The sequence below is a fragment of the Achromobacter sp. DH1f genome, assembly GCF_000633435.1.
In the GTDB taxonomy this organism is placed as follows: Bacteria; Pseudomonadota; Gammaproteobacteria; order Burkholderiales; family Burkholderiaceae_B; genus Achromobacter; species Achromobacter deleyi.
The window spans coordinates 245,477-269,717 of record NZ_AYMF01000033.1 but is presented as its reverse complement, the minus strand read 5'-3'; the positions used below and the strand labels follow the sequence as shown (position 1 = coordinate 269,717).

At 64.4% G+C, this 24,241-nt stretch carries 21 protein-coding genes; 6 read left to right on the top strand and 15 right to left on the bottom strand.

Features of this window, described 5'->3' with window-relative positions:
• Positions 1 to 8: 8 nt before the first annotated feature.
• The 4 genes from U858_RS0127470 to tldD form a co-directional block, all read right to left on the bottom strand.
• A complete protein-coding gene (locus tag U858_RS0127470) occupies positions 9 to 1,508 on the bottom strand; it encodes an FAD-linked oxidase C-terminal domain-containing protein (RefSeq protein WP_025140326.1) in 1,500 nt (499 codons plus the stop codon).
• Between the two features lie 251 nt (positions 1,509 to 1,759).
• A complete protein-coding gene (locus U858_RS0127465; protein WP_025140325.1) occupies positions 1,760 to 3,169 on the bottom strand; it encodes an FAD-binding oxidoreductase in 1,410 nt (469 codons plus the stop codon).
• A gap of 94 nt (positions 3,170 to 3,263) precedes the next feature.
• Entirely contained in the window at positions 3,264 to 4,337 is a 1,074-nt protein-coding gene (gene aroG / locus U858_RS0127460) for a 3-deoxy-7-phosphoheptulonate synthase AroG (protein WP_025140324.1), read from the bottom strand.
• Between the two features lie 431 nt (positions 4,338 to 4,768).
• Positions 4,769 to 6,229, bottom strand: a complete 1,461-nt coding sequence (gene tldD, locus U858_RS0127455) for a metalloprotease TldD (protein ID WP_025140323.1) — start codon at positions 6,227 to 6,229, stop codon at positions 4,769 to 4,771.
• A 781-nt stretch (positions 6,230 to 7,010) separates the two neighbouring features.
• Between tldD and U858_RS0127450 the strand changes: the two genes are divergently transcribed.
• Positions 7,011 to 7,397 carry an H-NS family nucleoid-associated regulatory protein gene (locus U858_RS0127450; protein ID WP_025140322.1) on the top strand — a complete coding sequence of 129 codons (387 nt, stop codon included), beginning with the start codon at positions 7,011 to 7,013 and terminating at the stop codon, positions 7,395 to 7,397.
• Between the two features lie 87 nt (positions 7,398 to 7,484).
• On the opposite strand, the gene U858_RS0127445 is transcribed toward U858_RS0127450, so the two are convergent.
• Positions 7,485 to 8,123, bottom strand: a complete 639-nt coding sequence (locus tag U858_RS0127445) for a DUF4136 domain-containing protein (protein ID WP_025140321.1) — start codon at positions 8,121 to 8,123, stop codon at positions 7,485 to 7,487.
• Between the two features lie 150 nt (positions 8,124 to 8,273).
• Here U858_RS0127445 and pepN point away from each other — a divergent pair, with 150 nt between their 5' ends.
• Positions 8,274 to 10,979 carry an aminopeptidase N gene (pepN, locus tag U858_RS0127440; protein ID WP_025140320.1) on the top strand — a complete coding sequence of 902 codons (2,706 nt, stop codon included), beginning with the start codon at positions 8,274 to 8,276 and terminating at the stop codon, positions 10,977 to 10,979.
• Positions 10,980 to 10,989: 10 nt separating this feature from the next.
• Positions 10,990 to 12,027 carry a class 1 fructose-bisphosphatase gene (locus U858_RS0127435; RefSeq protein WP_025140319.1) on the top strand — a complete coding sequence of 346 codons (1,038 nt, stop codon included), beginning with the start codon at positions 10,990 to 10,992 and terminating at the stop codon, positions 12,025 to 12,027.
• Between the two features lie 105 nt (positions 12,028 to 12,132).
• Here U858_RS0127435 and U858_RS0127430 read toward each other — a convergent pair whose 3' ends face one another.
• The 4 genes from U858_RS0127430 to alaC form a co-directional block, all read right to left on the bottom strand.
• Positions 12,133 to 12,354, bottom strand: a complete 222-nt coding sequence (locus U858_RS0127430) for a YgdI/YgdR family lipoprotein (RefSeq protein ID WP_006393778.1) — start codon at positions 12,352 to 12,354, stop codon at positions 12,133 to 12,135.
• 154 nt (positions 12,355 to 12,508) lie between these two features.
• Entirely contained in the window at positions 12,509 to 13,918 is a 1,410-nt protein-coding gene (gene thrC, locus U858_RS0127425) for a threonine synthase (protein ID WP_025140318.1), read from the bottom strand.
• The gene (locus U858_RS0127420; protein WP_025140317.1) at positions 13,915 to 15,219 is read right to left on the bottom strand and encodes a homoserine dehydrogenase; all 1,305 of its coding nucleotides are present in this window, start codon (positions 15,217 to 15,219) and stop codon (positions 13,915 to 13,917) included. The genes thrC and U858_RS0127420 overlap by 4 nt, the downstream gene beginning before the upstream one ends.
• A gap of 186 nt (positions 15,220 to 15,405) precedes the next feature.
• Complete coding sequence (gene alaC, locus U858_RS0127415) at positions 15,406 to 16,593, bottom strand: alanine transaminase (protein ID WP_025140316.1); 1,188 nt, start codon at positions 16,591 to 16,593, stop codon at positions 15,406 to 15,408.
• Between the two features lie 236 nt (positions 16,594 to 16,829).
• On the opposite strand from alaC, the gene U858_RS0127410 reads away from it, so the two are divergent.
• From U858_RS0127410 to U858_RS0127400, 3 genes are read left to right on the top strand one after another with little or no spacing between them, the layout of a single operon-like run.
• Complete coding sequence (locus U858_RS0127410) at positions 16,830 to 17,291, top strand: Mth938-like domain-containing protein (RefSeq protein WP_025140315.1); 462 nt, start codon at positions 16,830 to 16,832, stop codon at positions 17,289 to 17,291.
• Positions 17,288 to 17,752 (top strand): peroxiredoxin, encoded by a 465-nt coding sequence (locus tag U858_RS0127405; RefSeq protein ID WP_025140314.1) that lies wholly within the window; start codon positions 17,288 to 17,290, stop codon positions 17,750 to 17,752. The genes U858_RS0127410 and U858_RS0127405 overlap by 4 nt, the downstream gene beginning before the upstream one ends.
• Before the next feature lie 58 nt (positions 17,753 to 17,810).
• Positions 17,811 to 19,517 carry a PhoH family protein gene (locus tag U858_RS0127400; RefSeq protein WP_025140313.1) on the top strand — a complete coding sequence of 569 codons (1,707 nt, stop codon included), beginning with the start codon at positions 17,811 to 17,813 and terminating at the stop codon, positions 19,515 to 19,517.
• A 74-nt stretch (positions 19,518 to 19,591) separates the two neighbouring features.
• On the opposite strand, the gene U858_RS0127395 is transcribed toward U858_RS0127400, so the two are convergent.
• From U858_RS0127395 to U858_RS0127370, 6 genes are all read right to left on the bottom strand, one after another.
• Positions 19,592 to 19,723, bottom strand: a complete 132-nt coding sequence (locus U858_RS0127395; protein ID WP_006388428.1) for an entericidin A/B family lipoprotein — start codon at positions 19,721 to 19,723, stop codon at positions 19,592 to 19,594.
• 41 nt (positions 19,724 to 19,764) lie between these two features.
• Positions 19,765 to 20,460 (bottom strand): fumarylacetoacetate hydrolase family protein, encoded by a 696-nt coding sequence (locus tag U858_RS0127390; protein WP_025140312.1) that lies wholly within the window; start codon positions 20,458 to 20,460, stop codon positions 19,765 to 19,767.
• A 126-nt stretch (positions 20,461 to 20,586) separates the two neighbouring features.
• Positions 20,587 to 20,889: a Dabb family protein gene (locus U858_RS0127385; RefSeq protein ID WP_025140311.1), complete on the bottom strand. Its 303-nt coding sequence runs from the start codon at positions 20,887 to 20,889 to the stop codon at positions 20,587 to 20,589.
• Positions 20,889 to 22,766 (bottom strand): ABC transporter permease, encoded by a 1,878-nt coding sequence (locus U858_RS0127380; protein ID WP_025140310.1) that lies wholly within the window; start codon positions 22,764 to 22,766, stop codon positions 20,889 to 20,891. The genes U858_RS0127385 and U858_RS0127380 overlap by 1 nt, the downstream gene beginning before the upstream one ends.
• A 13-nt stretch (positions 22,767 to 22,779) precedes the next feature.
• Positions 22,780 to 23,472 (bottom strand): ABC transporter ATP-binding protein, encoded by a 693-nt coding sequence (locus U858_RS0127375; protein WP_025140309.1) that lies wholly within the window; start codon positions 23,470 to 23,472, stop codon positions 22,780 to 22,782.
• Positions 23,472 to 24,233, bottom strand: a complete 762-nt coding sequence (locus U858_RS0127370; RefSeq protein WP_025140308.1) for an ABC transporter ATP-binding protein — start codon at positions 24,231 to 24,233, stop codon at positions 23,472 to 23,474. Before U858_RS0127370 ends, U858_RS0127375 begins: the two co-directional genes overlap by 1 nt.
• Positions 24,234 to 24,241 lie beyond the last annotated feature (8 nt).

The following is a 24,241-nucleotide window of genomic DNA, read 5'->3' as shown; positions in this document are numbered from 1 at the left end:
GGAACGTCCTAGAAGCGAGCGAGATCCGGGAAGCGCAACTCGCCCGCATGCACATGCATCTTGCCGTATTCGGCGCAGCGGGCCAGTGTGGGGATGACCTTTTCAGGATTCAGCAGGCACGGCGGGTCGAACGCCCGCTTGACCGCCAGGAACGCGTCGAGTTCTTCGCGAGAGAATTGCACGCACATTTGATTTATTTTCTCCATTCCCACACCGTGCTCTCCAGTCACGGTTCCTCCTACCTGCACGCACAGTTCGAGTATGGCGGCGCCGAATTTCTCGGCACGCTCCACTTCGTCCGGTTTATTCGAATCGAACAGGATCAACGGGTGCAGGTTGCCATCGCCCGCATGAAAGACGTTGGCGCAGCGCAGGCTGAACTCGTCTTCCATTTGTTCGATGGCGCCCAGCACCCGCGCGAGATGACGGCGCGGAATCGTGCCGTCCATGCAGTAGTAATCGGGCGACACGCGCCCGGCAGCGGGAAACGCGTTCTTGCGTCCCGCCCAGAATTTGAGCCGCTCGGCTTCGGAGGCGGACACCTGGCAGCGGGTCGCCCCGGCCGCGCGGAAGATGGCTTCCATGCGCGCGATCTCGTGCGCCACTTCATCCGGCGTGCCGTCCGATTCGCACAGCAGGATGGCCTGCGCGTCCATGTCGTAGCCCGCGCGCACGAAGGGTTCGACCATGTGCGTGGCGCGCCGGTCCATCATTTCCAGGCCCGCCGGAATGATGCCGTCGGCGATCACCTGCGTGACGGCATTGCCCGCCGCTTCGACGCTGGCGAAGCTGGCCATCACCACCTGCGCACAGGCCGGCTTGGGGATCAGCTTGACGGTCACTTCGGTCACCACGCCCAACATGCCTTCCGAGCCGATGAACACTGAAAGCAGGTCCAGGCCGGGGGCGTCAGGCGCTTCGGAACCCAGTTCCACGACGTCGCCGTCGATGGTGACCATGCGCACCCGCAGCACGTTGTGCACCGTCAGCCCGTACTTCAGGCAATGCACGCCGCCGGAGTTTTCCGCGACGTTGCCGCCAATCGAACAGGCAATCTGGCTGGAAGGGTCCGGCGCGTAGTACAGCCCGTAAGGCGACGCGGCTTCGGAAATGGCCAGGTTGCGCACACCCGGCTCGACCACCGCAGTCGCGCTGGCCAGGTCGATATGCTTGATGCGGTTGAATTTGGACAGGCCCAGCAGCACGCCCTGGCTATGCGGCATCGCGCCGCCAGACAAGCCCGTGCCGGCGCCGCGCGCCACCAGTGGCGCATTGAGCCGCTTGCAGATGCGCATGACCGACTGCACCTGCTCTTCGGTTTCCGGCAGGGCCACCACGGCGGGCAAGGCCCGGTACAACGACAACCCGTCGCATTCGTACGGGCGCGTGTCCTCTTCGCGAAACAGCACGCAATGCGACGGCAGCGCGGCCGACAACGCCTCGACGAGTTGCTGCAACGAATAAGGCGCCTGCACGTGTGCCAGGCCGGTTTCGACCAGAGAATTCATGAGCGCAACAATAGCGCGACCGCAGGCTGGACGCAGGCCGGGATTTACCCGCATCCTGCGTATACCGTGCGTACGGCCAACAGGCGAGACGGTCGACGCAGACGTAACCAGCCGTAAAGTGCGCCCGAGTTCATTCCCATCAGGTGAGAACGCCCCAGCCCATCGGGCAAAACCCGCCTGGCCTGCCTCGTCTCAATGAAAAAGGCCGGCGGGTTGCCCCGCCGGCCTTTTTCGTACCGCCTGACGGCGCCTTACCAGGACACGATCTTGCCCGGGTTCAGGATGTTGTTCGGATCAAATGCATGCTTGAGGCTGCGCATCAGTTCCAGGGCGTGGTCGCCGTGCTCTTCGGCCATGAATTGCATTTTGTGCAGGCCCACACCGTGTTCGCCGGTGCAGGTGCCGTCAGCCGCGATGGCGCGGCGCACCAGGTTGTGGTTGATGGTTTCGGATTCCTGCCATTCGCGCTCGCTGTCGGCGTCCAGCAGCATCAGCACGTGGAAGTTGCCGTCGCCCACGTGGCCCACGATGGTGTACGGGAAGCTGGCGCGGTCCAGTTCTTCAACGGTGTCGCGCACACAATCGGCCAGGCGCGAGATCGGCACGCAGACGTCGGTGGTGCTGGCGCGGCAGCCGGGGCGCAGTTGCAGGCCGGCGAAATAGGCGTTGTGGCGAGCGGTCCAGAGGCGGCTGCGGTCTTCGGGGCGTTCGGCCCATTCGAAGTCCATGCCGCCGTGTTCGGCGGTGATCGCCTGCACGGTTTCGGCCTGTTCTTGCACGCCGGCCGGGCTGCCGTGGAATTCAAACACCAGTAGCGGGGTTTCGCGCAGCGTCAGCTTGCTGTGCAGGTTCACCGAGCGCACGCTGGCCGCGTCCATGAATTCGACACGGGCCACGGGCACGCCCATCTGGATGATTTCGATCACGCTCTGCACGGCGGCATCGAGCGTGGGGAAATTGCAGACCGCGGCCGACACGGCCTCGGGTTGCGGATACAGGCGCACCGTCACTTCGGTGATGATGCCCAGCGTGCCTTCACTGCCCACGAAAATGCGGGTCAGGTCGTAGCCGGCCGACGACTTGCGGGCGCGGCCCGCGGTGCGCACGATGCGGCCGTCGGCGGTGACCACGGTCAGCGACATCACGTTTTCGCGCATGGTGCCGTAGCGCACGGCGTTGGTGCCCGAGGCGCGCGTGGCGGCCATGCCGCCCAGGCTGGCGTCGGCGCCCGGATCGATCGGGAAGAACAGGCCGGTGCTGCGGATTTCTTCGTTGAGCTGCTTGCGCAGCACGCCGGCCTGCACCGTGGCGGTAAGGTCTTCGGCGTTGACGGCCAGCACCTTGTTCATCTGCGACAGGTCCAGGCTGATGCCGCCCTGGATCGCCAGGATGTGGCCTTCGAGCGACGACCCGGCGCCGTAGGGAATCAGCGGCACGCGGTGCTCGTTGCACAGCTTGGCGACCTCGGCGACTTCTTCGGTGGTGTGGGCGAAGACGACCGCGTCCGGCAGCATGGCGGGATACGGCGATTCGTCGCGGCCGTGGTGCTCGCGCACCGCGGCGGATTCGGAAAAGCGGTCGCCGAAACGGGCGCGCAGGGCCTCCAGACAGGCGGCCGGCACCGCGCGGCGCAGCGATTCAGCGTGCAAGGGAGCGTTCATGATCAGCGTTTTCTCGGATGGGACGATCCGGATATTCTACGCCGCCCCCGGGCGCCGCAAGTCGCCCCAAGGGGCGGCTTGCGGTAAGCCGAGGTCACTTGCCCGAGGTCAGCGCCACGCGGCGGCGTTCGCGCACGGCATGCGCCAGGCGTTCCAGCACGGCCACCGAGGCGTCCCAGTCGATGCAACCATCGGTGATGCTCTGGCCATAGACCAGCGGCGTGCCCGGCACCATGTCCTGGCGCCCGCCCAGCAGGTGGCTCTCGACCATGACGCCGACCAGGCGTGCATCGCCCGCTTCCATCTGGCGCGCGACGTCTTCGATCACCAGCGTCTGGTTCTCGGGTTTCTTGCTGCTGTTGGCGTGGCTGGCATCGACCATGACGCGCTGCGCCAGGCCGGCCTTGGACATATCCTGGCAGGCCGCGTCGACGCTGGCGGCATCGTAGTTCGGCGTCTTGCCGCCGCGCAGGATGACGTGACAGTCCTCGTTGCCCGCGGTCGAGACGATGGCCGAATGCCCGCCCTTGGTCACCGACAGGAAATGGTGCGGCTGCGACGCCGCCTTGATCGCGTCGACCGCGATCTTCACATTGCCGTCCGTACCGTTCTTGAAACCCACCGGACACGACAAGCCCGAAGCCAGTTCGCGATGCACCTGGCTTTCGGTCGTGCGCGCCCCGATCGCCCCCCAGGAGACCAGGTCCGCAATGTATTGCGGCGTAATCATGTCCAGGAACTCGCATCCCGCCGGCAGGCCCAGGCTGTTGATGTCCAGCAGCAGTTCGCGGGCCACGCGCACCCCCTTGTTGATGTCGAAGCTGCCGTTCAGGTCGGGATCATTGATCAGGCCCTTCCAGCCCACCGTGGTGCGCGGCTTCTCGAAATACACGCGCATCACGATTTCCAGGTCCGCGCTCAGGCGGTCGCGTACCGGCTTCAGGCGCTTCGCATACTCGATCGCGGCACGGGTGTCGTGAATCGAGCAGGGCCCGATCACGACGATCATGCGATCGTCCATGCCGTGCAGGATGCGGTGCATCGACTGCCGGGCGGAGAACACGGTATCGGATGCCTCTTTCGTGCATGCGAACTCGCGCATCACGTGCGCGGGCGGGTTCAGTTCTTTGATTTCTCGAATGCGAAGGTCGTCGGTATTGTGTGACACGGTACTGCTCCTGGGTTTCCCGCCACGGGGCGCATGCTCCGGGGTTGTTTCCTCAAGCTGGCGGCACAAAAAAAGCCGCCAGTTCGCTGGCGGCTTTTTTGGGGGGGATTCTTTCCAAACTTCAGATTGAGCGCGTCCCTTCCTCCGCCAGCGGCTTCAGAAAACCATAAAAATAAAAGTAAAAGGCGGGGGACGCGAATTTCATAGCGAAAGACTCTAGCACAATTTTCCCAAACTGTCCCGAAAGAATTGCCGCCCGGCCGAACGAAGACCGGACAGCTCCCTCGTGGCCAGCAACTGCTGTCGTGCGCGCGGCAAGGGAATCCAAGACAACGCCCCGCAAAAATAGCCGTCCGGCCGCCCGGCCGCCCGAAGGCCGGACAGCCCCCTCGGGGGGCAGCAAGCGCAAAGCGCGCGGCGTGGGGGCGTTATCAGGCTGTTCCGCCGACCGTCAGGCCTTCCATGCGGACCGTGGGCATGCCTACGCCTACCGGCACGCTCTGGCCGTCCTTGCCGCAGGTGCCCACGCCCGAGTCCAGCTTCAGGTCGTTGCCGATCATGGTCACGCGGGTCATGGCGTCGGGGCCGTTGCCGATCAGGGTCGCGCCCTTGACCGGGTACGTGATCTTGCCATCTTCGATCATGTAGGCCTCGGACGCCGAAAACACGAACTTGCCGTTGGTGATGTCGACCTGGCCGCCGCCGAAGTTCGCCGCATACAGGCCGCGCTTGACCGACGAGATGATTTCCTCGGGCACTTTGTCGCCGGCCAGCATATAGGTGTTGGTCATGCGCGGCATCGGCAGGTGCGCGAAGGATTCGCGGCGGCCGTTGCCGGTGGCGGCGGTCTTCATCAGGCGGGCATTCAGGGTGTCCTGCATATAGCCGCGCAGGATGCCGTCTTCGATCAGGACGTTGCGCTGCGTGGCATTGCCCTCGTCGTCGATGTTGAGCGAACCGCGGCGGTCCGGAATGGTGCCGTCGTCGATCACGGTGACGCCCTTGGACGCCACGCGCTCGCCGATGCGGCCAGAGAACACGCTGGAACCCTTGCGGTTGAAATCGCCTTCCAGGCCATGGCCGACGGCTTCGTGCAGCAGGATGCCGGGCCAGCCCGAGCCCAGCACCACGGTCATTTCGCCGGCCGGCGCGGGACGCGCTTCCAGGTTGACCATGGCTTCGTGCACGGCGCGCTCGACATAGCTTTGCAGCATTTCGTCCGTGAAATAAGCCAGGCCAAGACGGCCGCCGCCGCCGGCATGGCCCATCTCGCGACGGCCGTTGCGCTCGGCGATGACGGTGAGCGACAGGCGCACCAGCGGACGCACATCGGCGGCCAGGCGGCCGTCGCTGCCGGCCACCAGTACCACGTCGTATTCGGCGCCCAGGCCGGCCATGACCTGGATCACGTGCGGATCACGGGCGCGCGCCATGCGCTCGATGCGTTCGAGCAGCGCCACTTTCTCGGGTGCGCTCAGCGTTGCGACGGGGTCGATGTCCGCATACAGGCTGCGGCCCATTTCGGCTTCGACCTGGGCCGCCACCTTGACCTTGCCCGCGCCGCGCCGGGCAATGCCGCGCACCGCATGCGCCGACGACAGCAGCGCGTCGGCCGACAGCGAATCGGAATAGGCGAAAGCGGTTTTCTCGCCGCTCACGGCACGCACGCCCACGCCCTGGCTGATCGAGAAGCTGCCGGTCTTGACGATGCCCTCTTCCAGGCTCCAGCCTTCGCTGCGGGTGTACTGGAAGTACAGGTCGGCGTAGTCGACCTTGTGGGTGAAGATTTCACCCAGCGCGCGCGCCATGTCGGCCTCGGTCAGCCCCCAGGGGTCGAGCAACAGCGATTTGGCGGTGGCCAGGGAAGCAATAGCGGGATCGATGATTTTCATAGGACTCTGTTGGGGGGCGCCGGCGCGGGAACGCGCCTGCATTGACGCTCAAGCCTCTATCGTAACGCCGACACGGGCCCGGCGTCCCCGGCGCGGGATATTACCTATCAAGTTAACAAATCAGGGACTGACTCAAACTACGTATTGACCACATTGAAAACCGGCGAATGGTCCCGTTGGAAATGCGCAGGACGTGCCGACCGCCCGGTTTCGAGCGCCACGCCCGGGGTCGGTGCCGTCATTTCAAACTTGTCATACAACTAGAACGAAAAACTAAAACCTGTGAATACACCCGAGCAATAAGTCGTCGTATATCCCCGCTGTAGTGCACCGATGAAAATAGGCATACCCGTAGAAACCGCAAAACATTTGCGCATGACGCGGCCCTGCTCAACCGCCGGTCGAGCGACGAATCAGCCCCATTCTCAGCATTCGAGAAACCTGAAATACGCTAGCCGCGCAACGGGAAAAACGGCGATTTTCCTGACATCCGCTCGCTTCATGAAACAAAAAGCGCTTTTTTCAAGCCTCGCAACAGACATTCGTCCGCCTCATGAACCAACGCTTCATTTGTTTCAATTAGTCCCAAATTTGGGAATATCATTCCCAATACTTGTTCTCGGCGGGAACCCGCAAGTCTAAAGACTCTCCGGCGGTTTTGATACAAAGTAATTAGTCCGGAACTGCGACAATCAAGCTCCAATTTCTGTATTATGCGAAGCACAACAAATAAACATAACTTCGCCGGCGATTAAAGCAGTTCCATAATCAGGAATAAACCATGGCCCGAGAAACCTACGCAGCTCTGCAAGCAAAGATCGAAAAGGAAATCAACAAGCTCCAAAAGAAGGCTGAAGTCCTCCAAACCAAGCGCCGCAAGCCCGTGATCGCTTCGATCATCACGTCCATGCGCGAGTACGACATCACCCCGGACGAAATTGCCGCCGCTTTCGGCTCGAACAAGCCCGCCCGTGCAGCCACGCCCAGCAGCCGCCGCAAGGCCGGCGCTGCCGCTCGCCCCGCCAACGCCGCCAAACGCGCCGTTGCGCCCAAGTACCGCCACCCCCAAACCGGGGAAACCTGGAGCGGTCGTGGCAAGGCGCCGCGCTGGCTCGCCGCCGAAGAAGCCAACGGCGCCACGCGCGACAGTTTTCTTATCAAAGAATAAAACCTATTATTCAGTAAGAAAAATAAAAGGCGCACCACTTTGGTGCGCCTTTTTTATTTTAGCGCCGCATGCGCGGCACCTGAAATTTCACTGAACCGGGAACTGAATTTCACGTTCTGCGCCATTATTTCCCGGGAAATTGTCAAATATTGCACGGACCAGATAGGGCATCGTGCGAATGAAATTGTCCCGTTCGCTGAGTATGAAGGCGCTGGACCGGTATACCTCGGCGCCGCCCCGCTGGGTGTCGTGGATCTGCAGGGTCAAGGTATTGCGCTGGACCACCATGGGCACATCGACCCATTCCGGCCCCCAGTAACCGTAGTAACCGCCCCAAGGCCGCGGCCCGTAGAAGCCGCCGTAGCCGTAACCACCGTTGTAATACGGGTCATACGGACGCCGTACCATGATCTGGGTCTGCGTCGTTCCATACTTGAACGAGACGTCGAAACGGGCCTTGGCGCCGCCCTGGACCTCGACCAGCCCGGTGGCGCCGATACCGGCGCGGACCATATCCTGGTAGGACTGGTATTCCAGATTATTGGCTTGCGAGGCGTCGGCGGGCACGAACTGGTAGGTCTGGCCTTCGACGCCGGTCGGCCATTGCTGGAATGAGGTGACGCGGGCCGACACCGTCGGGGCCGCACATCCGCTCAGTACCAATGCCCCCATGACAGCCAGTACCGCGGCCCAGCGGCCGGCATTGAAACGGGAAGAACGGGACATTTGCGACTCCTCATTGCGCGCGACGGCGCCATCATACTGACGTTTGACCGCCCGGGCCGGCAAAAGTTTGCGGTAGGCCATCAGGCGACCCTGCACCCGCCTGCCCAGCCACTACAATAGGACTCTCCGTTCATACAGGACTGCAATCCCATGCGCACAGACACGCCCGTTACCGTATACCGCAAGGATTACCAGCCCTACCCCTACGATATTCCCCACGTCGCGCTGGCATTCGACCTGGCCCCCGAGGCCACCGAGGTGCGCTGCGTCATGCAGGTGCAGCGCAAGGCCGACGCCAGCGCCGATGCCGCCCTGGTGCTGGACGGCGAAGACCTGGAACTGGTCTCGGTTGCCGTCGATGGCCAACCGCTGGCCGCCGACCGTTATCACCAGTCCGAGCACAGCCTGGCACTGTATGGCCTGCCCGCCGACGCCTCGGTGGAAATCGTCAGCCGCTGCAAGCCTGCCGCCAATTCCACGCTGATGGGCCTGTACGTATCGGGCGGCAATTTCTTCACGCAATGCGAGGCCGAAGGCTTTCGCCGCATTACCTGGTTTGCCGACCGCCCCGACGTCATGTCGCGCTATCGCGTGACCCTGCGCGCCGAACCGGCCTACCCCGTACTGCTCTCCAACGGCAACCTGGTCGCCTCGCGCCAATTGCCCGACGGCCGCAACGAAGTCGAATGGGAAGACCCGTTCCCCAAGCCCTGCTATCTGTTCGCCCTGGTGGCCGGCAACCTGACCCACCGCGAAACCACCGTCAAGACCGCCAGCGGCCGCGACGTGCTGCTGCAGGTCTATAGCGACCCGGGCGCCGAGACCAAGACCGAATGGGCGCTCGATTCCCTGGTGCGCGCGCTGCGCTGGGACGAAACCCGTTTCGGCCTGGAACTCGACCTGGACCGTTTCATGGTGGTGGCCGTCCATGATTTCAATATGGGCGCGATGGAAAACAAGGGCCTGAACATTTTCAATGCCGCCTATGTGCTGGCCGACGCCGAGACGGCCACGGACGCCAACTACGAGGGCATTGAATCGGTCATCGGCCATGAATACTTCCATAACTGGACCGGTAACCGCGTCACGTGCCGCGATTGGTTCCAGCTCAGCCTGAAAGAAGGCCTGACCGTATTCCGCGACCAGGAATTCAGCGCCGACATGATGGCGCAGGACATGGACGAAGCGGCCGCCGCCAGCGCCCGCGCCGTGAAACGCATCGACGACGTCGTCACCCTGCGCGCCGCGCAGTTTCCTGAAGATGCGGGTCCGATGGCCCACCCGATCCGGCCCGACAGCTACCAGGAAATCGGCAATTTCTATACCGCCACGGTGTACGAGAAAGGCGCCGAAGTCATCCGCATGCAGCACACGCTGCTGGGTGAAGCCGGTTTTCGCGCCGGCATGGACGAATACTTCCGCCGCCACGACGGCCAGGCCGTCACCTGCGACGATTTCGTCGCGGCGATGGAATCGGTTTATACGCGCCAACATCCCGGTCGCGACCTGACCGTGTTCCGCAACTGGTATCGCCAGGCCGGCACGCCGCGCGTGACGGTCAAGCTCGAGCACGACGCCGCCGCGCGCCGTGTGACGGTGACGCTGTCGCAGGATTGCCAGCCGGTCGGCGTTGAAAAGAAGGCCCCCGCCGGTTTCGTCAAGGCGCCGTACCATATCCCCTTCGCCATCGGCCTGCTCGACCGTGAGGGTCGCGCCCTGACGCTGCGCCACGAAGGCGCCGAACGTGAAACCGCCTTGCTGGAACTGACCACCCAGACCCAGCAATGGCACTTCGACGGCATCGACGCGCTGCCCGTGCCATCCTTGCTGCGCGATTTCTCGGCCCCCGTGATCGTCGACTACGACTGGACCGACGCCGAACTCGCGCTGCTGTCGGCCCACGACAGCAATCCGTTCGCACGCTGGGAAGCCGGCCAGGAACTGGCCACGCGCCAGATCCTGAGCCTGGCCGACGCCCGCCAGGCCGGCCGCACACTGCACGCCGACACTGCCTTCATCGATGCCTGGCGCGCCCTCCTGACCGACCCCAGCCTGGACGCCGCCTACCGCGCCCGCGCGCTGGCATTGCCTTCGGAAAAGACGCTGGCCGAGCGCATGCAGGCCGTGGACCCGCCGGCCCTGGCCGTGGCTCGCGACTTCCTGCGCGCCGAATTGGGCCGTCAGCTCACCGCAGAGTTCCGTCAAGCCTTCGACGACAACCAGACGCCGGGCGAATACAGCCCGGCGCCGGTGCCGGCCGGCAAGCGCGCCCTGAAGAACCTGGCGCTCAGCCACCTGATGGCCGCCGGCGAACACGAGGCGCAGCGCCTGGCCGAGCAGCAATACGAGCACGCCGGCAACATGACCGACAGCATGGCCGCGCTGTCTGCCCTGATCAACTACGGCCAGGGCGAGTTCCCGCAACAGGCGCTGGCCGCGTTCTACGACAAATGGCAGGACAACGCGCTGGTGGTGGACAAGTGGTTTGCCTTGCAGGCGGCGGCTCGCTACACCACCGTGCAGACGGCGCGCGAGCTGATGAAACACCCGGCGTTCACGCTGCGCAACCCCAACCGTGCGCGTGCCCTGGTGTTCCAGTTCTGCCTGAACAACGCCCGCGGCATGCACCATCCCGACGGCACCGGTTACGCCTTCTGGGCCGAGCAGGTGCTGGCGCTGGACGCCCTCAACCCGGAAATCGCCGCCCGCCTGGCGCGCGCGCTGGACAACTGGTCGCGCTTCGTGCCGGCCTTGCGCACCCCGATGCAAGCGGCCCTGCAACAGGTTCGCGGGCACGAGGGGCTGTCGCGCAACGTTCAGGAAATCGTATCCAAGGCATTAGAATTCGCAGCATAGGGAGAACCTTTTGAAACGTAAAACACTTACCCAATACCTGGTCGAGCAGCAACGCTCCGCCCAGGCCCTGGCCCCCGAAGTGCGGCTGCTCATCGAGGTCGTCGCGCGCGCCTGCAAGGCAATCAGCCACGCAGTCAGCAAGGGCGCCCTGGGCGGCGTCCTGGGCAGCCTCGAAAGCGAGAACGTGCAGGGCGAAGTCCAGAAGAAGCTGGACGTGCTGTCCAACGAGATCCTGCTCGAAGCCAACGAATGGGGCGGCCACCTGGCGGCCATGGCCTCGGAAGAGATGGAAACCATCCACCTCATCCCGAACCGCTACCCCAAGGGCGAATACCTGCTGCTGTTCGATCCCCTGGATGGCTCGTCGAACATCGACGTGAACGTCTCGATCGGCACCATCTTCTCGGTGCTGCAGGCGCCGCACAATGTGTCGGGCGCTCCGGTCTGCGAAGCCGACTTCCTGCAGCCGGGCAACAAGCAGGTCGTGGCCGGCTATGCCGTGTACGGCCCGCAGACCATGCTGGTGCTGACCATCGGCAACGGCGTGGTGGGCTTCACGCTGGACCGCGAAATGGGCTCGTGGGTGCTCACTCACGAAAACATCCGGGTGCCGGAAGACACCAAGGAATTCGCGATCAACATGTCGAACATGCGTCACTGGGCCGCCCCGGTCAAACGCTACGTCGACGATTGCCTGGCCGGCACCACCGGCCCCCTGGGCAAGGACTACAACATGCGCTGGATCGCCTCGATGGTGGCGGACGTGCATCGCATCCTGACCCGTGGCGGCATCTTCATGTACCCCTGGGATGCCCGTGAACCCGGCAAGGCCGGCAAGCTGCGCCTGATGTACGAAGCCAACCCCATGAGCTTCCTGGTCGAACAAGCCGGCGGCGCGTCGATCAACGGCGAACAGCGCATCATGGACATCCAGCCGGACAAGCTGCACCAGCGTGTGAGCGTCATCCTGGGTTCGAAGAACGAAGTCGAACGCGTGGGCCGATATCACGCCGAGGCTGCGGCAGCGGCTGCGGCTGCGGCCAAGTAAGCCTCGCCTTCGCGCGACGCCCATGCAAAAGCCCCGGCACTCGTGCCGGGGCTTTTTTTGCGCGGTACGTTGTGCGCCGCGGTTGTTCCGTGACGCTTGCCGCGCTTACTTCACTTCTTCGATGGACTTCACATCGTCCTTGTTGATCTGGACCTTCTTGCCGTCCTTGTCGTACTCGTACATGCCCGACTTCTTGTCATAGGTGGGCGTATCCGGGGTGACGGTCGAGGTCCCGTCCCGTTGCTGAATGACCGAGGGCGACGAGCATCCGGCCAGCACCCCAACTCCGGTCACCACCAGGGCCAACGTCATGGTCTTCAGGTTCATGGGCGTGTTCTCCGAGTGTGAATGGTGGATTCACTGTATCGGATGATGGCGCGCAATAAGTGACGGGTTGTGGCCAAAGTGCGTAAGAACGTAAAAAACCCCTCGTGGCTCACACCGGCGAGGGGTTGCAACCCAATACATCCGCAAGCAGCCTTTACACCTTGGCGTGGGCCTCGATGTAGCGGCGCACGGCGGCGGCATCGCAGTCCATCACTTCGACGCGCTGCGGCAGCGATTCCAGGTTGGCCAGGTTGCCCGGCGGCGTGGCCGGACGGCCCAGCGCGGCCTCGATGGTTTCCGAGAACTTGGCGGGCAAGGCGGTTTCGAGCACCAGCATCGGCACGCCCGGTTCGACGTGGTCGCGCGCGACCTTGATGCCATCGGCGGTGTGCGGATCCACCAGCACGCCGGTCTGGTCGTACAGCGAGCGGATCGTGGCCAGGCGGTCTTCGTGCGAGCTGGCGCCCGACACGAAGCCGTAGCGTTCTTCGAATTGCGGCTTCAGGGCCGACAGGTCGAAGAAGCCATCGCGCGCCAGGTCGGACCACAAGGCCTTGACGCGGGCGGCATCGCGGCCGACCAGGTCGAAGACGAAGCGTTCGAAGTTCGAGGCGCGCGAGATGTCCATCGACGGGCTGGACGTGGCGTAGGTCTGTTCGGCCGGACGCGGACGGTAGACCCCGGTGCGGAAGAATTCTTCCAGCACGTTGTTCTCGTTCGTGGCCAGCACCAGGCGGCGCACGGGCAGGCCCATGCTGCGCGCGATATGGCCGGACAGGATATTGCCGAAGTTGCCCGACGGCACGGCAAACGAGACCTGCTGGCCCGGCTTGTCGGTGGCGCGCAGCCAGCCGTGGAAGTAGTACACCACCTGGGCGGCAATGCGCGCCCAGTTGATGGAATTGACCGCGCCCAGACGGTACTTGGACTTGAACGCCAGGTCGCCAGCCAAGGCCTTGACGATGTCCTGGGCCTCGTCGAACACGCCGCGCACGGCGATGTTATGGATGTTCTCGTCTTGCAGCGAATACATCTGGGCGCGCTGGAACGCGCTCATGCGGCCGTGCGGCGACAGCATGAACACGGCCACGCCGCGCTTGCCGCGCAAGGCGTATTCGGCGGCCGAACCGGTATCGCCCGAGGTGGCGCCCACGATGTTGAGCGTAGTGCCGCGGCGGGTCAGCACGTATTCGAACACCTGGCCCAGGAACTGCATGGCCATGTCCTTGAAGGCCAGTGTCGGCCCTTCGGACAGCCCCAGCAGCGACAGGCCGTTGTCCAGCGGACGCAGCGGGACGATGTCTTCGCTGTTGAATATCTGCGACGTGTACGCGGCGCGGGTCAGGCCGCGCAGGTCGTCCGCCGGGATGTCGGTGGCAAAGCGCGACAGGACCTCGAACGCCAGGTCGGCATACGGGAGGCCGCGCCAGGATTCGAGCGTTTCCGCCGAGACCTGGGGCAGTTGCTCGGGTACGGCCAGGCCGCCATCCGGCGCCAGCCCTTCGAGCAGGATGTCCGAGAACGGCTGGGGGGCCATGCCCCCCCGGGTCGAGAGGTAGTTCATGCCAGGTGCTCCACGCGTAGGCGGGTGACCTTGGACCGCACGAACGGCAAGGCCTCGATGCGCTCGATGGCTTGATTGACGTTGCCTTCCACCGCTTCGTGCGTGAGGAAGATGATGTCCGCGCCACCGATGTGCGAAGGCTGCTGGATCATCGACCCGATCGAGATCGAGCGGTCGGCCAGAATGCGCGCGATGTCGGCCAGCACGCCCGGCTGGTCATCCACGCGCAAGCGCAGGTAGTACGACGTGCTGACCTGTTCGATCGACAGGATCGGCGTATCCGACATGGCGTCCGGCTGGAAGGCCAGGTGCGGCACGCGGTTGCCCGGGTCGGCGGTGTGCAGGCGCGTCACGTCGACCAGATCGGCCACCACCGCCGAGGCGGTGGGCTCTTCGCCCGCGCCCTGGCCATAATACAGCGTGGGACCCACGGCGTCGCCCTTGACCAGCACGGCGTTCATCGCGCCTTCGACATTGGCCAAGAGGCGCTCGGCCGGCACCAGCGCCGGGTGTACGCGCAATTCGATGCCATCGTTGCGGCGCTTGGTGATGCCCAGCAGTTTGATGCGGTAGCCCAGGCGTTCGGCGTGTTCGATGTCTTCGGCGGCCAGTTGCGAGATGCCTTCGATGTAGGCGCGGTCGAACTGCACCGGCACGCCGAAGGCCAGCGATGCCAGCAGGGTCAGCTTGTGCGCGGCGTCCACGCCTTCGACGTCGAAGGTGGGGTCGGCTTCGGCGTAGCCCAGGCGCTGGGCTTCGGCCAGCACGTCGGCGAACGGCAGGCCGCGCGAGCGCATTTCGGACAGGATGAAGTTGGTGGTGCCGTTGATGATGCCGGCGACCCACTGGATGCGGTTGGCGGTCAGGCCTTCGCGGATGGCCTTGATGATGGGAATGCCGCCAGCCACCGCGGCCTCGAACGCCACCATCACGCCGCGCTCGGACGCTGCGGCGAAGATCTCGTTGCCGTGCTTGGCCAGCAAGGCCTTGTTGGCCGTGACCACGTGCTTGCCGTTGGCGATGGCTTCGAGCACCAGCTCGAGCGCCAGAGTGTCGCCGCCGATCAGTTCGACAACGATGTCGATGTCGGGGTCGCGCACCAGCGCGTGCACATCGGTATCGACACGCAGCGAATCGCCGACGCGGGCGCGCGCCTTCTGCACGTCGCGCACGGCGGCGCGGGTGACTTCAATGCGGCGACCCGCGCGACGCGCGATCTCTTCCGCATTGCGCGACAGCACGGTCCACGTGCCGCCGCCAACTACGCCCAGACCGAGCAGGCCCACTTTCATGGGATTCATCGCGGCGCCCTCTGCGGGCGGCCGTTGGGGGGAATTCATTTCATTTCTCCAAACTGCTCACGCAATAACAGCTGCAGCCACGAGGTGCCCCCCGATCGGGATGCCGCGGATCCGGCTCCGCCGGTCCGCCAGCATGCCCCCTGGGGGGAAGCGCGCAGCGCTACGGGGGGGCCCCTGCCGGGCCCCCTACTTCAGCAGACCGTCCTTGCGGAACATATCTTTGATGCCGCGCACCGCCTGGCGGGTGCGCTGCTCGTTTTCGATAAGCGCGAAGCGCACGTATTCGTCGCCATATTCGCCAAAGCCGATCCCGGGGGACACGGCCACTTTCGCATCCGACAGGACACGCTTGGCAAATTCCAAAGAGCCCATCGCCCTGTAGGGTTCGGGGATCTGCGCCCAGATGTACATGGACGCCTTGGGAATTTCCACATTCCAACCTGCTTCATGCAGACCGCGCGCGAGCACGTCGCGGCGGCTTTGGTACTGCGCCACGATTTCGTTCACGCAATCCTGCGGGCCATCCAGGGCGGCGATGGACGCCACCTGGATCGGCGTGAACGTACCGTAGTCGTGATAGCTCTTGATGCGCGCCAGCGCGCCGACCAGCTCGCGGTTGCCGACCATGTAACCGATGCGCCAGCCCGCCATGTTGTAGCTCTTGCTCATGGTGAAGAACTCGACCGCGACATCGCGCGCGCCGGGCACCTGCATGATCGAGGGGGCGACGTAGCCGTCGAAGGTAATGTCGGCGTAGGCCAGGTCGTGCACCACCAGGATGTCGTGTTCCTTGGCCAGCGCCACCACGCGTTCGAAGAACGACAGGTCCACGCACTGGGCGGTGGGGTTGCTGGGAAAGCCCAGCACCATCATCTTGGGCTTCGGGATCGACTCGCGCACGGCGCGTTCGAGCTCTTCGAAGAAGTCCACGCCCGGCGTCATGCGCACGGAGCGGATGTTGGCGCCGGCGATGACCGCGCCATAGATGTGGATCGGGTAGCTGGGGTTGGGCACCAGCACGGTGTCGCCGCGGTCCAGGGTGGCCAGCATCAGGTGAGCCAGGCCTTCCTTGGAGCCGATGGTGACGATGGCTTCGGAATCGGGGTCGAACTCGACGGCGTAACGGCGCTGATACCAGTCACAGATGGCCTTGCGCAGACGCGGGATGCCCTTGGATACCGAATAGCCATGGGTGGTCGGGCGCATGGTGGCTTCGACCATCTTGTCCACGATGTGCTTGGGGGTGGCGCCATCGGGATTGCCCATCGACATGTCGATGATGTCCTCGCCGCGCCGACGGGCCGCCATCTTGAGCTCGCCGGTAATGTTGAAAACGTACGGGGGCAAACGCTCAATGCGAGAGAACTTCCTCATGATGGGAATCCTTAGGGGCGAAGGGGCAAAAAAAACCAGGGCGCGAAGGCGCGAAGGGGAAAAGGGCTCAAAAGCCGCGCCAGCAAACGATTGCAGCGCAACAAAACCCTGTAATCTAGCGCAAGGACGCCTAGGCGGCAAATGGGGCTGAAAAGGCCCTATTTCCCTAGTGGACACACTGCAACATAACGCCCGGTTCATGCGCTATTATCGGAGGCATAAAGCCGGAGTATTTATTGAAGCTGCATACCGATCCTGCGACGGCCGCTCTGAACACCGTCACCGCCTATGGTGACGGCTATATCGAGGTCAACCAGGTACGTTTTTCCTCCTCGGTCGCTTTTGGCCCCGAAGGCGAAGTTACCCATTGGCCCGTAGAGTCGCCGGCCGACATCACCCCCACCCTCTTGCGTCAGGCGGCCGGATTGTCCGAGCCCGTCCGCGACCCGCTGGCTTTCCTGGACGAACCCGAAGCCACCCCCAGCCGCCCGGCCAACGCGCCCGAAGTGCTGCTGGTGGGCACGGGCGGCCGGCAACAGTTCCTGCGTCCCGACGTGCTGCGTCCCCTGTTGGCGGCGGGCATCGGCGTGGAAATCATGGATACCCACGCCGCCTCTCGCACCTACAACATCCTGATGGCGGAGGGCCGGCGCGTCGTCGTCGCCCTCATCCCCCCCAACGGAGATCCCCAGACATGATGCCGATCATAGGCAAACCCGCCCCGCTGTTCACCGCTGAAAGCACCATTGGCCCGATCAGCCTTGAGCAATGCCAGGGCCGCGCCGTGATTCTGTACTTCTATCCCAAGGACAACACCCCTGGCTGCACCACCGAAAGCCAGGATTTCCGCGACCTGCATGCCGACTTCCTGTCGGCCAGCGCCGTGGTGGTCGGGATCTCGCGCGATTCGCTGAAATCGCACGAGAACTTCAAGGCCAAGTACGAACTTCCTTTCCCTCTCATCTCCGACGCCGACGAAACCGTCTGTAATCTGTACGGCGTCATCAAGCAGAAGAATATGTACGGCAAGCAGGTGCGCGGCATCGAGCGCAGCACCTTTTTGATCGATGCCTATGGCGTGCTGGTGCAGGAGTGGCGCGGGGTGAAGGTCCCGAACCACGCCAAGGAAGTCCTGCAGGCCGCAAAAAGCATCGGTTAGCCGTGCACAGGAATACCCGTCAGGCGCTATAGCCGGCCCATACTGGAGAGTGACGCATATGCCGCTTCCGAAGTTGCCTACCCGCCCCGCAGCCATCCTGACCTTCCCCTCGGGCGAAACCGCCCGGGCGCAGGCCCGCACCCCCAAGACTGCCGCTGCGCGGTCCAACACCCAGGCCGCCCTGGCCGAAGATGACGAAGACGAGCTGCTGCTGCAGCCCGAACTCGAAGGCATAGCCGACCCGGCGCGCAAGGCGCAGATTCCCGCGCCCGCCCGCCAGGTGCCACCGCCTGCGCCCGCCGCGCCGGCCCCCCGGGCCGAAGCCCGCCAGGCCAAGCCCGCCACGGCCCCGGCCAAACGCGGCAAGGCCCGTGCCCAGAACGCGCCGCGCAAGCTGTTCGTGCTGGACACCAACGTGCTGCTGCACGACCCCAGCTCGCTGTTCCGCTTCGAAGAGCACGACATCTTCCTGCCGATGATGACGCTCGAAGAGCTGGACCACCAGAAAAAGGGCATGTCGGAAGTGGCGCGCAATGCCCGCCAGGTCAGCCGGTCGCTCGACGCGCTGGTGCAGGACACGACCCAGCTGGACGACGGGCTGGAACTGGCCAAGCTGGGCAACAAGGACGCCACCGGCCGCCTGTTGTTCCAGACCACCGCCATCCACAGCACCCTGCCCTCGGACCTGCCCATGGGCAAGGCCGACAACCAGATCCTGGGCGTGGTGCGGGCCCTGCAGGAAAAATACCCCCAGCGCGAAGTCGTCCTGGTGTCGAAAGACATCAACATGCGCCTGAAGGCCCGTGCGCTGGGCATGGCCGCCGAAGACTACTTCAACGACCATGTCCTGGAAGACTCGGACCTGATGTATTCGGGCGTGATGCAGCTGCCCGAAGACTTCTGGAACAAGCACGGCAAGGACGTCGAATCCTGGCAACAGGGCGGCACCACGTTCTACCGCATTCACGGCCCGCTGTGCTCGCAGTTCGTGGTCAACCAGTTCGTCTATTTCGAAGGCCAGATGCCCCTGTATGCCCAGGTGCGCGAGGTCAGCGGCAAGATGGCGGTGCTGGCGACGCTGCGCGACTATACCCACGGCAAGAACAATGTCTGGGGCATCACGGCGCGCAACCGCGAACAGAACTTCGCCATGAACCTGCTGATGAACCCGGAATGCGACTTCGTGTCGCTGCTGGGCCAGGCAGGCACGGGCAAGACGCTGCTGGCGCTGGCCGCGGGCATCACGCAGGTGCTGGAAACCAAGCGCTACACCGAAATCATCATGACCCGCGTCACGGTGCCTGTCGGTGAAGACATCGGCTTCCTGCCCGGCACCGAAGAAGAGAAGATGCTTCCCTGGATGGGCGCCCTGGAAGACAACCTGGACGTGCTGAACATGGGCGAAGGCGAAGGCAACGGGGACTGGGGGCGCGCCGCCACCATGGACCTGATCCGTTCACGCATCAAGGTCAAGTCCCTGAACTTCATGCGCGGCCGCACCTTCCTGAACAAGTACCTGATCATCGACGAGGCCCAGAACCTGACGCCCAAGCAGATGAAGACGCTGGTGACCCGCGCCGGCCCCGGCACCAAGGTGATCTGCCTGGGCAACGTTGCCCAGATCGATACGCCCTACCTGACCGAAGGCAGTTCGGGCCTGACGTTCGTGGTCGACCGCTTCAAGGGCTGGCCGCATTCGGGCCACGTCACGCTGCAACGCGGCGAACGTTCCCGCCTGGCCGACTACGCCGGGGATGTCTTGTAGCCCCCACGCTACGCCCTCAAAAGAAAAAACCCCTTGAGAAATCAAGGGGTTTTTTCTTTGCCGCCGCCGGACGATTACTTGTCCGCGGCGTTGGTGATGGCGTTGCCGGCCCGCGACATGTCTTTGCCCATGCCCGCAACGGTATTGCAACCGGCGAGCACGAAGCCGAACACGACGAAGGCGGTCAGCACGATCTTGCTGCGCATGCTGGCGCTCCTGAAGTGAAGAAACGGATCCGGGGCGTACTTTAAACGATTTGGACGCGCAGCTCGCCCAGGCCTTCCACACCACCGGTGATGACGTCGCCCTGCACCACGGCGCCCACGCCTTCCGGGGTCCCCGTGAAGATGATGTCGCCCGGCTGCAGTTCGAACAGGGTCGACAGGTAGGCGATGCTTTCCGGCACGTTCCAGATCATCTGGGAAATATCGCTGGCCTGCTTGCGCTGGCCGTTCACGTCGAGCCAGATCGCGCCCTTGTCCAGGGTGCCGACCACGCTGCGCGGGTGGATCGGGCCCAGCGGGGCCGACAGGTCGAAGGCCTTGCCCACTTCCCAGGGGCGGCCCTGCTTCTTCATTTCGCCTTGCAGATCGCGGCGGGTCATGTCCAGGCCCAGGGCGTAGCCCCAGACGCATTCGTTGGCCACTTCGACCGGGATGTCGCGGCCGCCCTTGCCCAGCACCACGACCAATTCCATTTCATAGTGCAGGTTGGAGGTCTTGGGCGGGTACGGCATCTTGCCGGTTTCGCCGTCGGCCACGCTCAGCACGGCGTCGGCGGGTTTGCAGAAGAAGAAGGGATCTTCACGGCCGGTGAAGCCCATTTCCTTGGCGTGCTCGGCGTAGTTGCGGCCGACGCAGTAGACGCGGCGCACGGGGAACAGCGCGGCGCTGCCGGCTACGGGAACCGCGGTTTGCGGCTGGGGAGGCAATACGTAGTCCATGATCGATCAACCTATGACGAGTGAGGCAGCCCGGTGGCCAAAAATCATCCGCGAGTTTATCCCTTTCCGGGGGGACGGGGGTCCCCCCGTCCGGCAAGGCGGCGATTCGGCCTTCGAGCGCGGATTTCAGGAAATTGTAGGGATTTCGCCGTCAAACACCACCAGACGCTCGATGAAGCCGGCCATGTAGGCCTTCATCTCCAGGTGGGCGGGCGACACCTGGTAACGGTCGTGGGCGGCGGCATCCGTAAACGTCGCCACCACGGCGTGGGTCAGCCCGTCGGACCGGCTGGCCTGGTTGGGCCGGAAGGCGTAGCCCGCCACGCCATCACATTCGGCCAGGATGCGGTCGCAGTAGGCCTGCACATGGGCATGAAAGCGCGCATCGGCGGCGCCGGACAATTGCAGCATCACGATATGCAAGAACATCAGGATTCCTTTTTCTCACGGAAGACCGCCAGCCAGGCCCGGGATACCAGGCCCATGATGCCGTCGCGCAGCAGCAGGACGCACAGGACGAAGATCGCGCCCTGGACGATCAGCACCCAGGACCCCAGCGGCGCCAGGTAGTTCTGCAGCGACACGAAGGTGAAGGCGCCCGCCAGCGGGCCGAACACGGTGCCGATGCCGCCCAGCAGCGCCATCAGCACCACCTCGCCATTGGCGTGCCAGTGCACGTCGGTCAGCGATGCCACGCCGAACACCAGCACCTTCAGGCCGCCCGCCAGCCCCGCCACCGAGGCCGACAGCGTAAAGGCCAGCAGCTTGTAGCGCGACGTGGAATACCCCAGCGAACGGGCGCGCTGCTCGTTGTCGCGCACCGAACGGATCACCTCGCCGAAGGGAGAATTCAACACCCGCAGCACGAAGGCGTAGCCCAGCGCGAACACGGTCAGCGTGAAGTAGTACATGGGCATCACGCCTTCCAGGTCGAACAGGCCGAACAGCTTGCCGCGCGGCACGCTCTGCAAACCATCTTCGCCCCCGGTAAAGCCCGCCTGCACCGCGATGAAGTACACCAGCTGCGACAGCGCCAGCGTGATCATGGCGAAGTAGATGCCCTGGCGGCGGATGGCGATGGCGCCGAACGCCAGCCCCAGCAGGCCGCCGGTCAGCACCCCGGCCAACAGGCCCAGTTCGGGCGTGGCGCCCAAAAGCTTCATCACGATACCGGTGGCGTACGCCGCCGCGCCGAAGAAAGCCGCATGGCCGAACGACAACAGCCCCACATACCCCACCAGCAGATTGAAGGCGGCTGCGAACAGTGCGAAGCACAGCACCTTCATCAGGAACGTCGGGTAGACGAACCAGGGCGCGGCCAGCGCCACCACGGCCAACACCGCCATGCAGACGCGCACGGCGCGCCGGCTCAGTTGTACCGGCTGGCGGGTCGCCTCGGCGGCCAGCACGTTCTGCACCTGCAACGGCTTGCCGAACAGGCCCGCAGGCTTGCACAGCAGCACCAGCACCATGATGATGAAGATCGCCAGGTTGGCCGCTTCCGGGTAGAACACCTTGGTCAGCCCTTCGATGATGCCCAGCCCGAAGCCACTGACGATCGCCCCCATGATGGAACCCATGCCGCCGATCACCACCACCGCGAACACCACCACCACCAGGTTCGAGCCCATCATCGGGCTGACCTGGTAGATCGGCGCGGCGATCACCCCCGCCACCGACGCCAGCGCCACGCCCAATGCGTAGGTCAGCGTGATGAGCAGCGGCACGTTGATGCCGAACGAGCGCACGATCGTCGGGTTCTCGGTGGCGGCGCGCAGCATGGCGCCCACCCGTGTCTTCTCGATCAGCACCCAAACGGCCAGGCACAGCACCAGCGATACCACCACCGCCCAGCCGCGATACCAGGGCAGGAACATGAAGCCCAGGTTCACGCCGCCGGACAGCGCCTTCGGTATGGTGTAGGGCAAGCCCGACACGCCATAGGCCTGGCGCAGGCCGCCTTCGATCAGCAATGCCAGGCCGAAGGTCAGCAGCAGCCCGTACAGGTGGTCCATGCGATAGGTGCGGGAAATCAGCAGGCGTTCGACCACGATGGCGAACGCCGCCATGATGAGCGGCACCAGCACCAGCGCGGCCCAGTAGTTCACGCCCAGGTAGTTCAGCAGCATCCAGGCCAGGAAAGCGCCCGCGGTGTACTGCGCGCCATGGGCGAAGTTGATGATGTTCAACAGGCCGAAAATCACCGCCAGCCCGATCGAGAGCAAGGCGTAGAACGAGCCGTTGATCAGGCCGAGCAGGAGCTGGCCGAATAGTGCCGTGGACGGCACACCGAAAATTTCGAACACAGGATTCTCCCCCTCAGACACCCAGGCGGCGCGCGATCCGGGCAGGATCATTGCGCGCCTCTTGCGCCGACAACTGGTCGACCACGCAGCCATGCTCCATCACGTAGTGGCGATCGGCCACCTTGGTGGCGAAGCGGAAATTCTGCTCGACCAGCACGATGGTGAAGCCGCGCTCCTTGAGCGTGCGGATGGCCTGGCCGATCTGCTGCACGATCACCGGGGCCAGGCCCTCGGTGGGTTCGTCCAGAAGAATCAGCTGGGCGCCGGTGCGCAGGATGCGGGCGATGGCCAGCATCTGCTGCTCGCCGCCGGACAGGTTGCCCCCGGAACTGGCGCTGCGTTCGCGCAGGTTGGGAAACAGGGTGTAGATTTCATCGAGCGACATGCCGCCGTCGGCCAGGCGCGGCGGCAGCATCAGGTTCTCGGTGACGTTCAGGCTGCGGAACACCGCCCGTTCTTCCGGGCAATACACCACGCCCAAGCGCGGGATGCGGTGCGGCGCCATGCCCACCGTTTCCTGGCCGTTCAGGCGGATCGAGCCGCGGCGCTTGTCCAGAATGCCCATGACGGCGCGCAGCAACGTGGTCTTGCCAGCGCCGTTGCGGCCCAGGATGGTGACCAGTTCGCCACGCTGCACCTCGATGTCCACGCCATGCAGCACGTGCGATTCGCCGTACCAGGCGTTGAGGTCTTTGATCGACAGCATCAGGCCTCTCCCTCGTCCGAGCCCATGTAGGCGGTGATGACGCGCTCATCGCGCGAGACGGCCGCATAGTCGCCTTGCGCCAGCACCGCGCCGCGCGCCAGCACCGTGATGGTGTCGGACAGGTCCGCCACCACCGACAGGTTGTGTTCGACCATCAGGATGCTGCGGTTGGCCGACACGCGGCGGATCAGCGCCGCGATGCGAGCCACGTCTTCCTGGCCCAGGCCCGCCATGGGCTCGTCCAGCAACATCACTTCGGGCTCCAGCGCCAGCGTCATGGCGATTTCCAGCGCGCGCTTGCGCCCATAGGGCAACAACGCGGCGGTGGTATCGGCCAGGCCGCCCAGGCCCACGGCCTCAAGCAAGGCCAGACCCTGGTCGTTCAGACGGTCGACGCTGCGCCGGCTGCGCCAGAAGCGCAGGCCGTCGCCATGCTGGCGCATCAGCGCCACACGCATGTTCTGCAGCACCGTCAGCCCCAGGAACACGGCCGAGATCTGGAACGAGCGCACGATACCCAGGCGCGCGATCTGCTCGGGCGCCAGCGCCGTGATGTCGCGGCCGCGGTAATGGATCACGCCCTGATCCGGCGTGAGGAACTTGGTCAGGAGGTTGAAGCAGGTGGTCTTGCCGGCGCCGTTGGGGCCGATCAATGCATGGATGGAGCCTTCGCGCAGGGCCAGGGACACGCCGTCGACGGCATTGAAGCCGCCGAACCGCTTGACCAGCCCCTGGGCGGACAGAACCGCTTGGGTGCTCATGGCGCGTC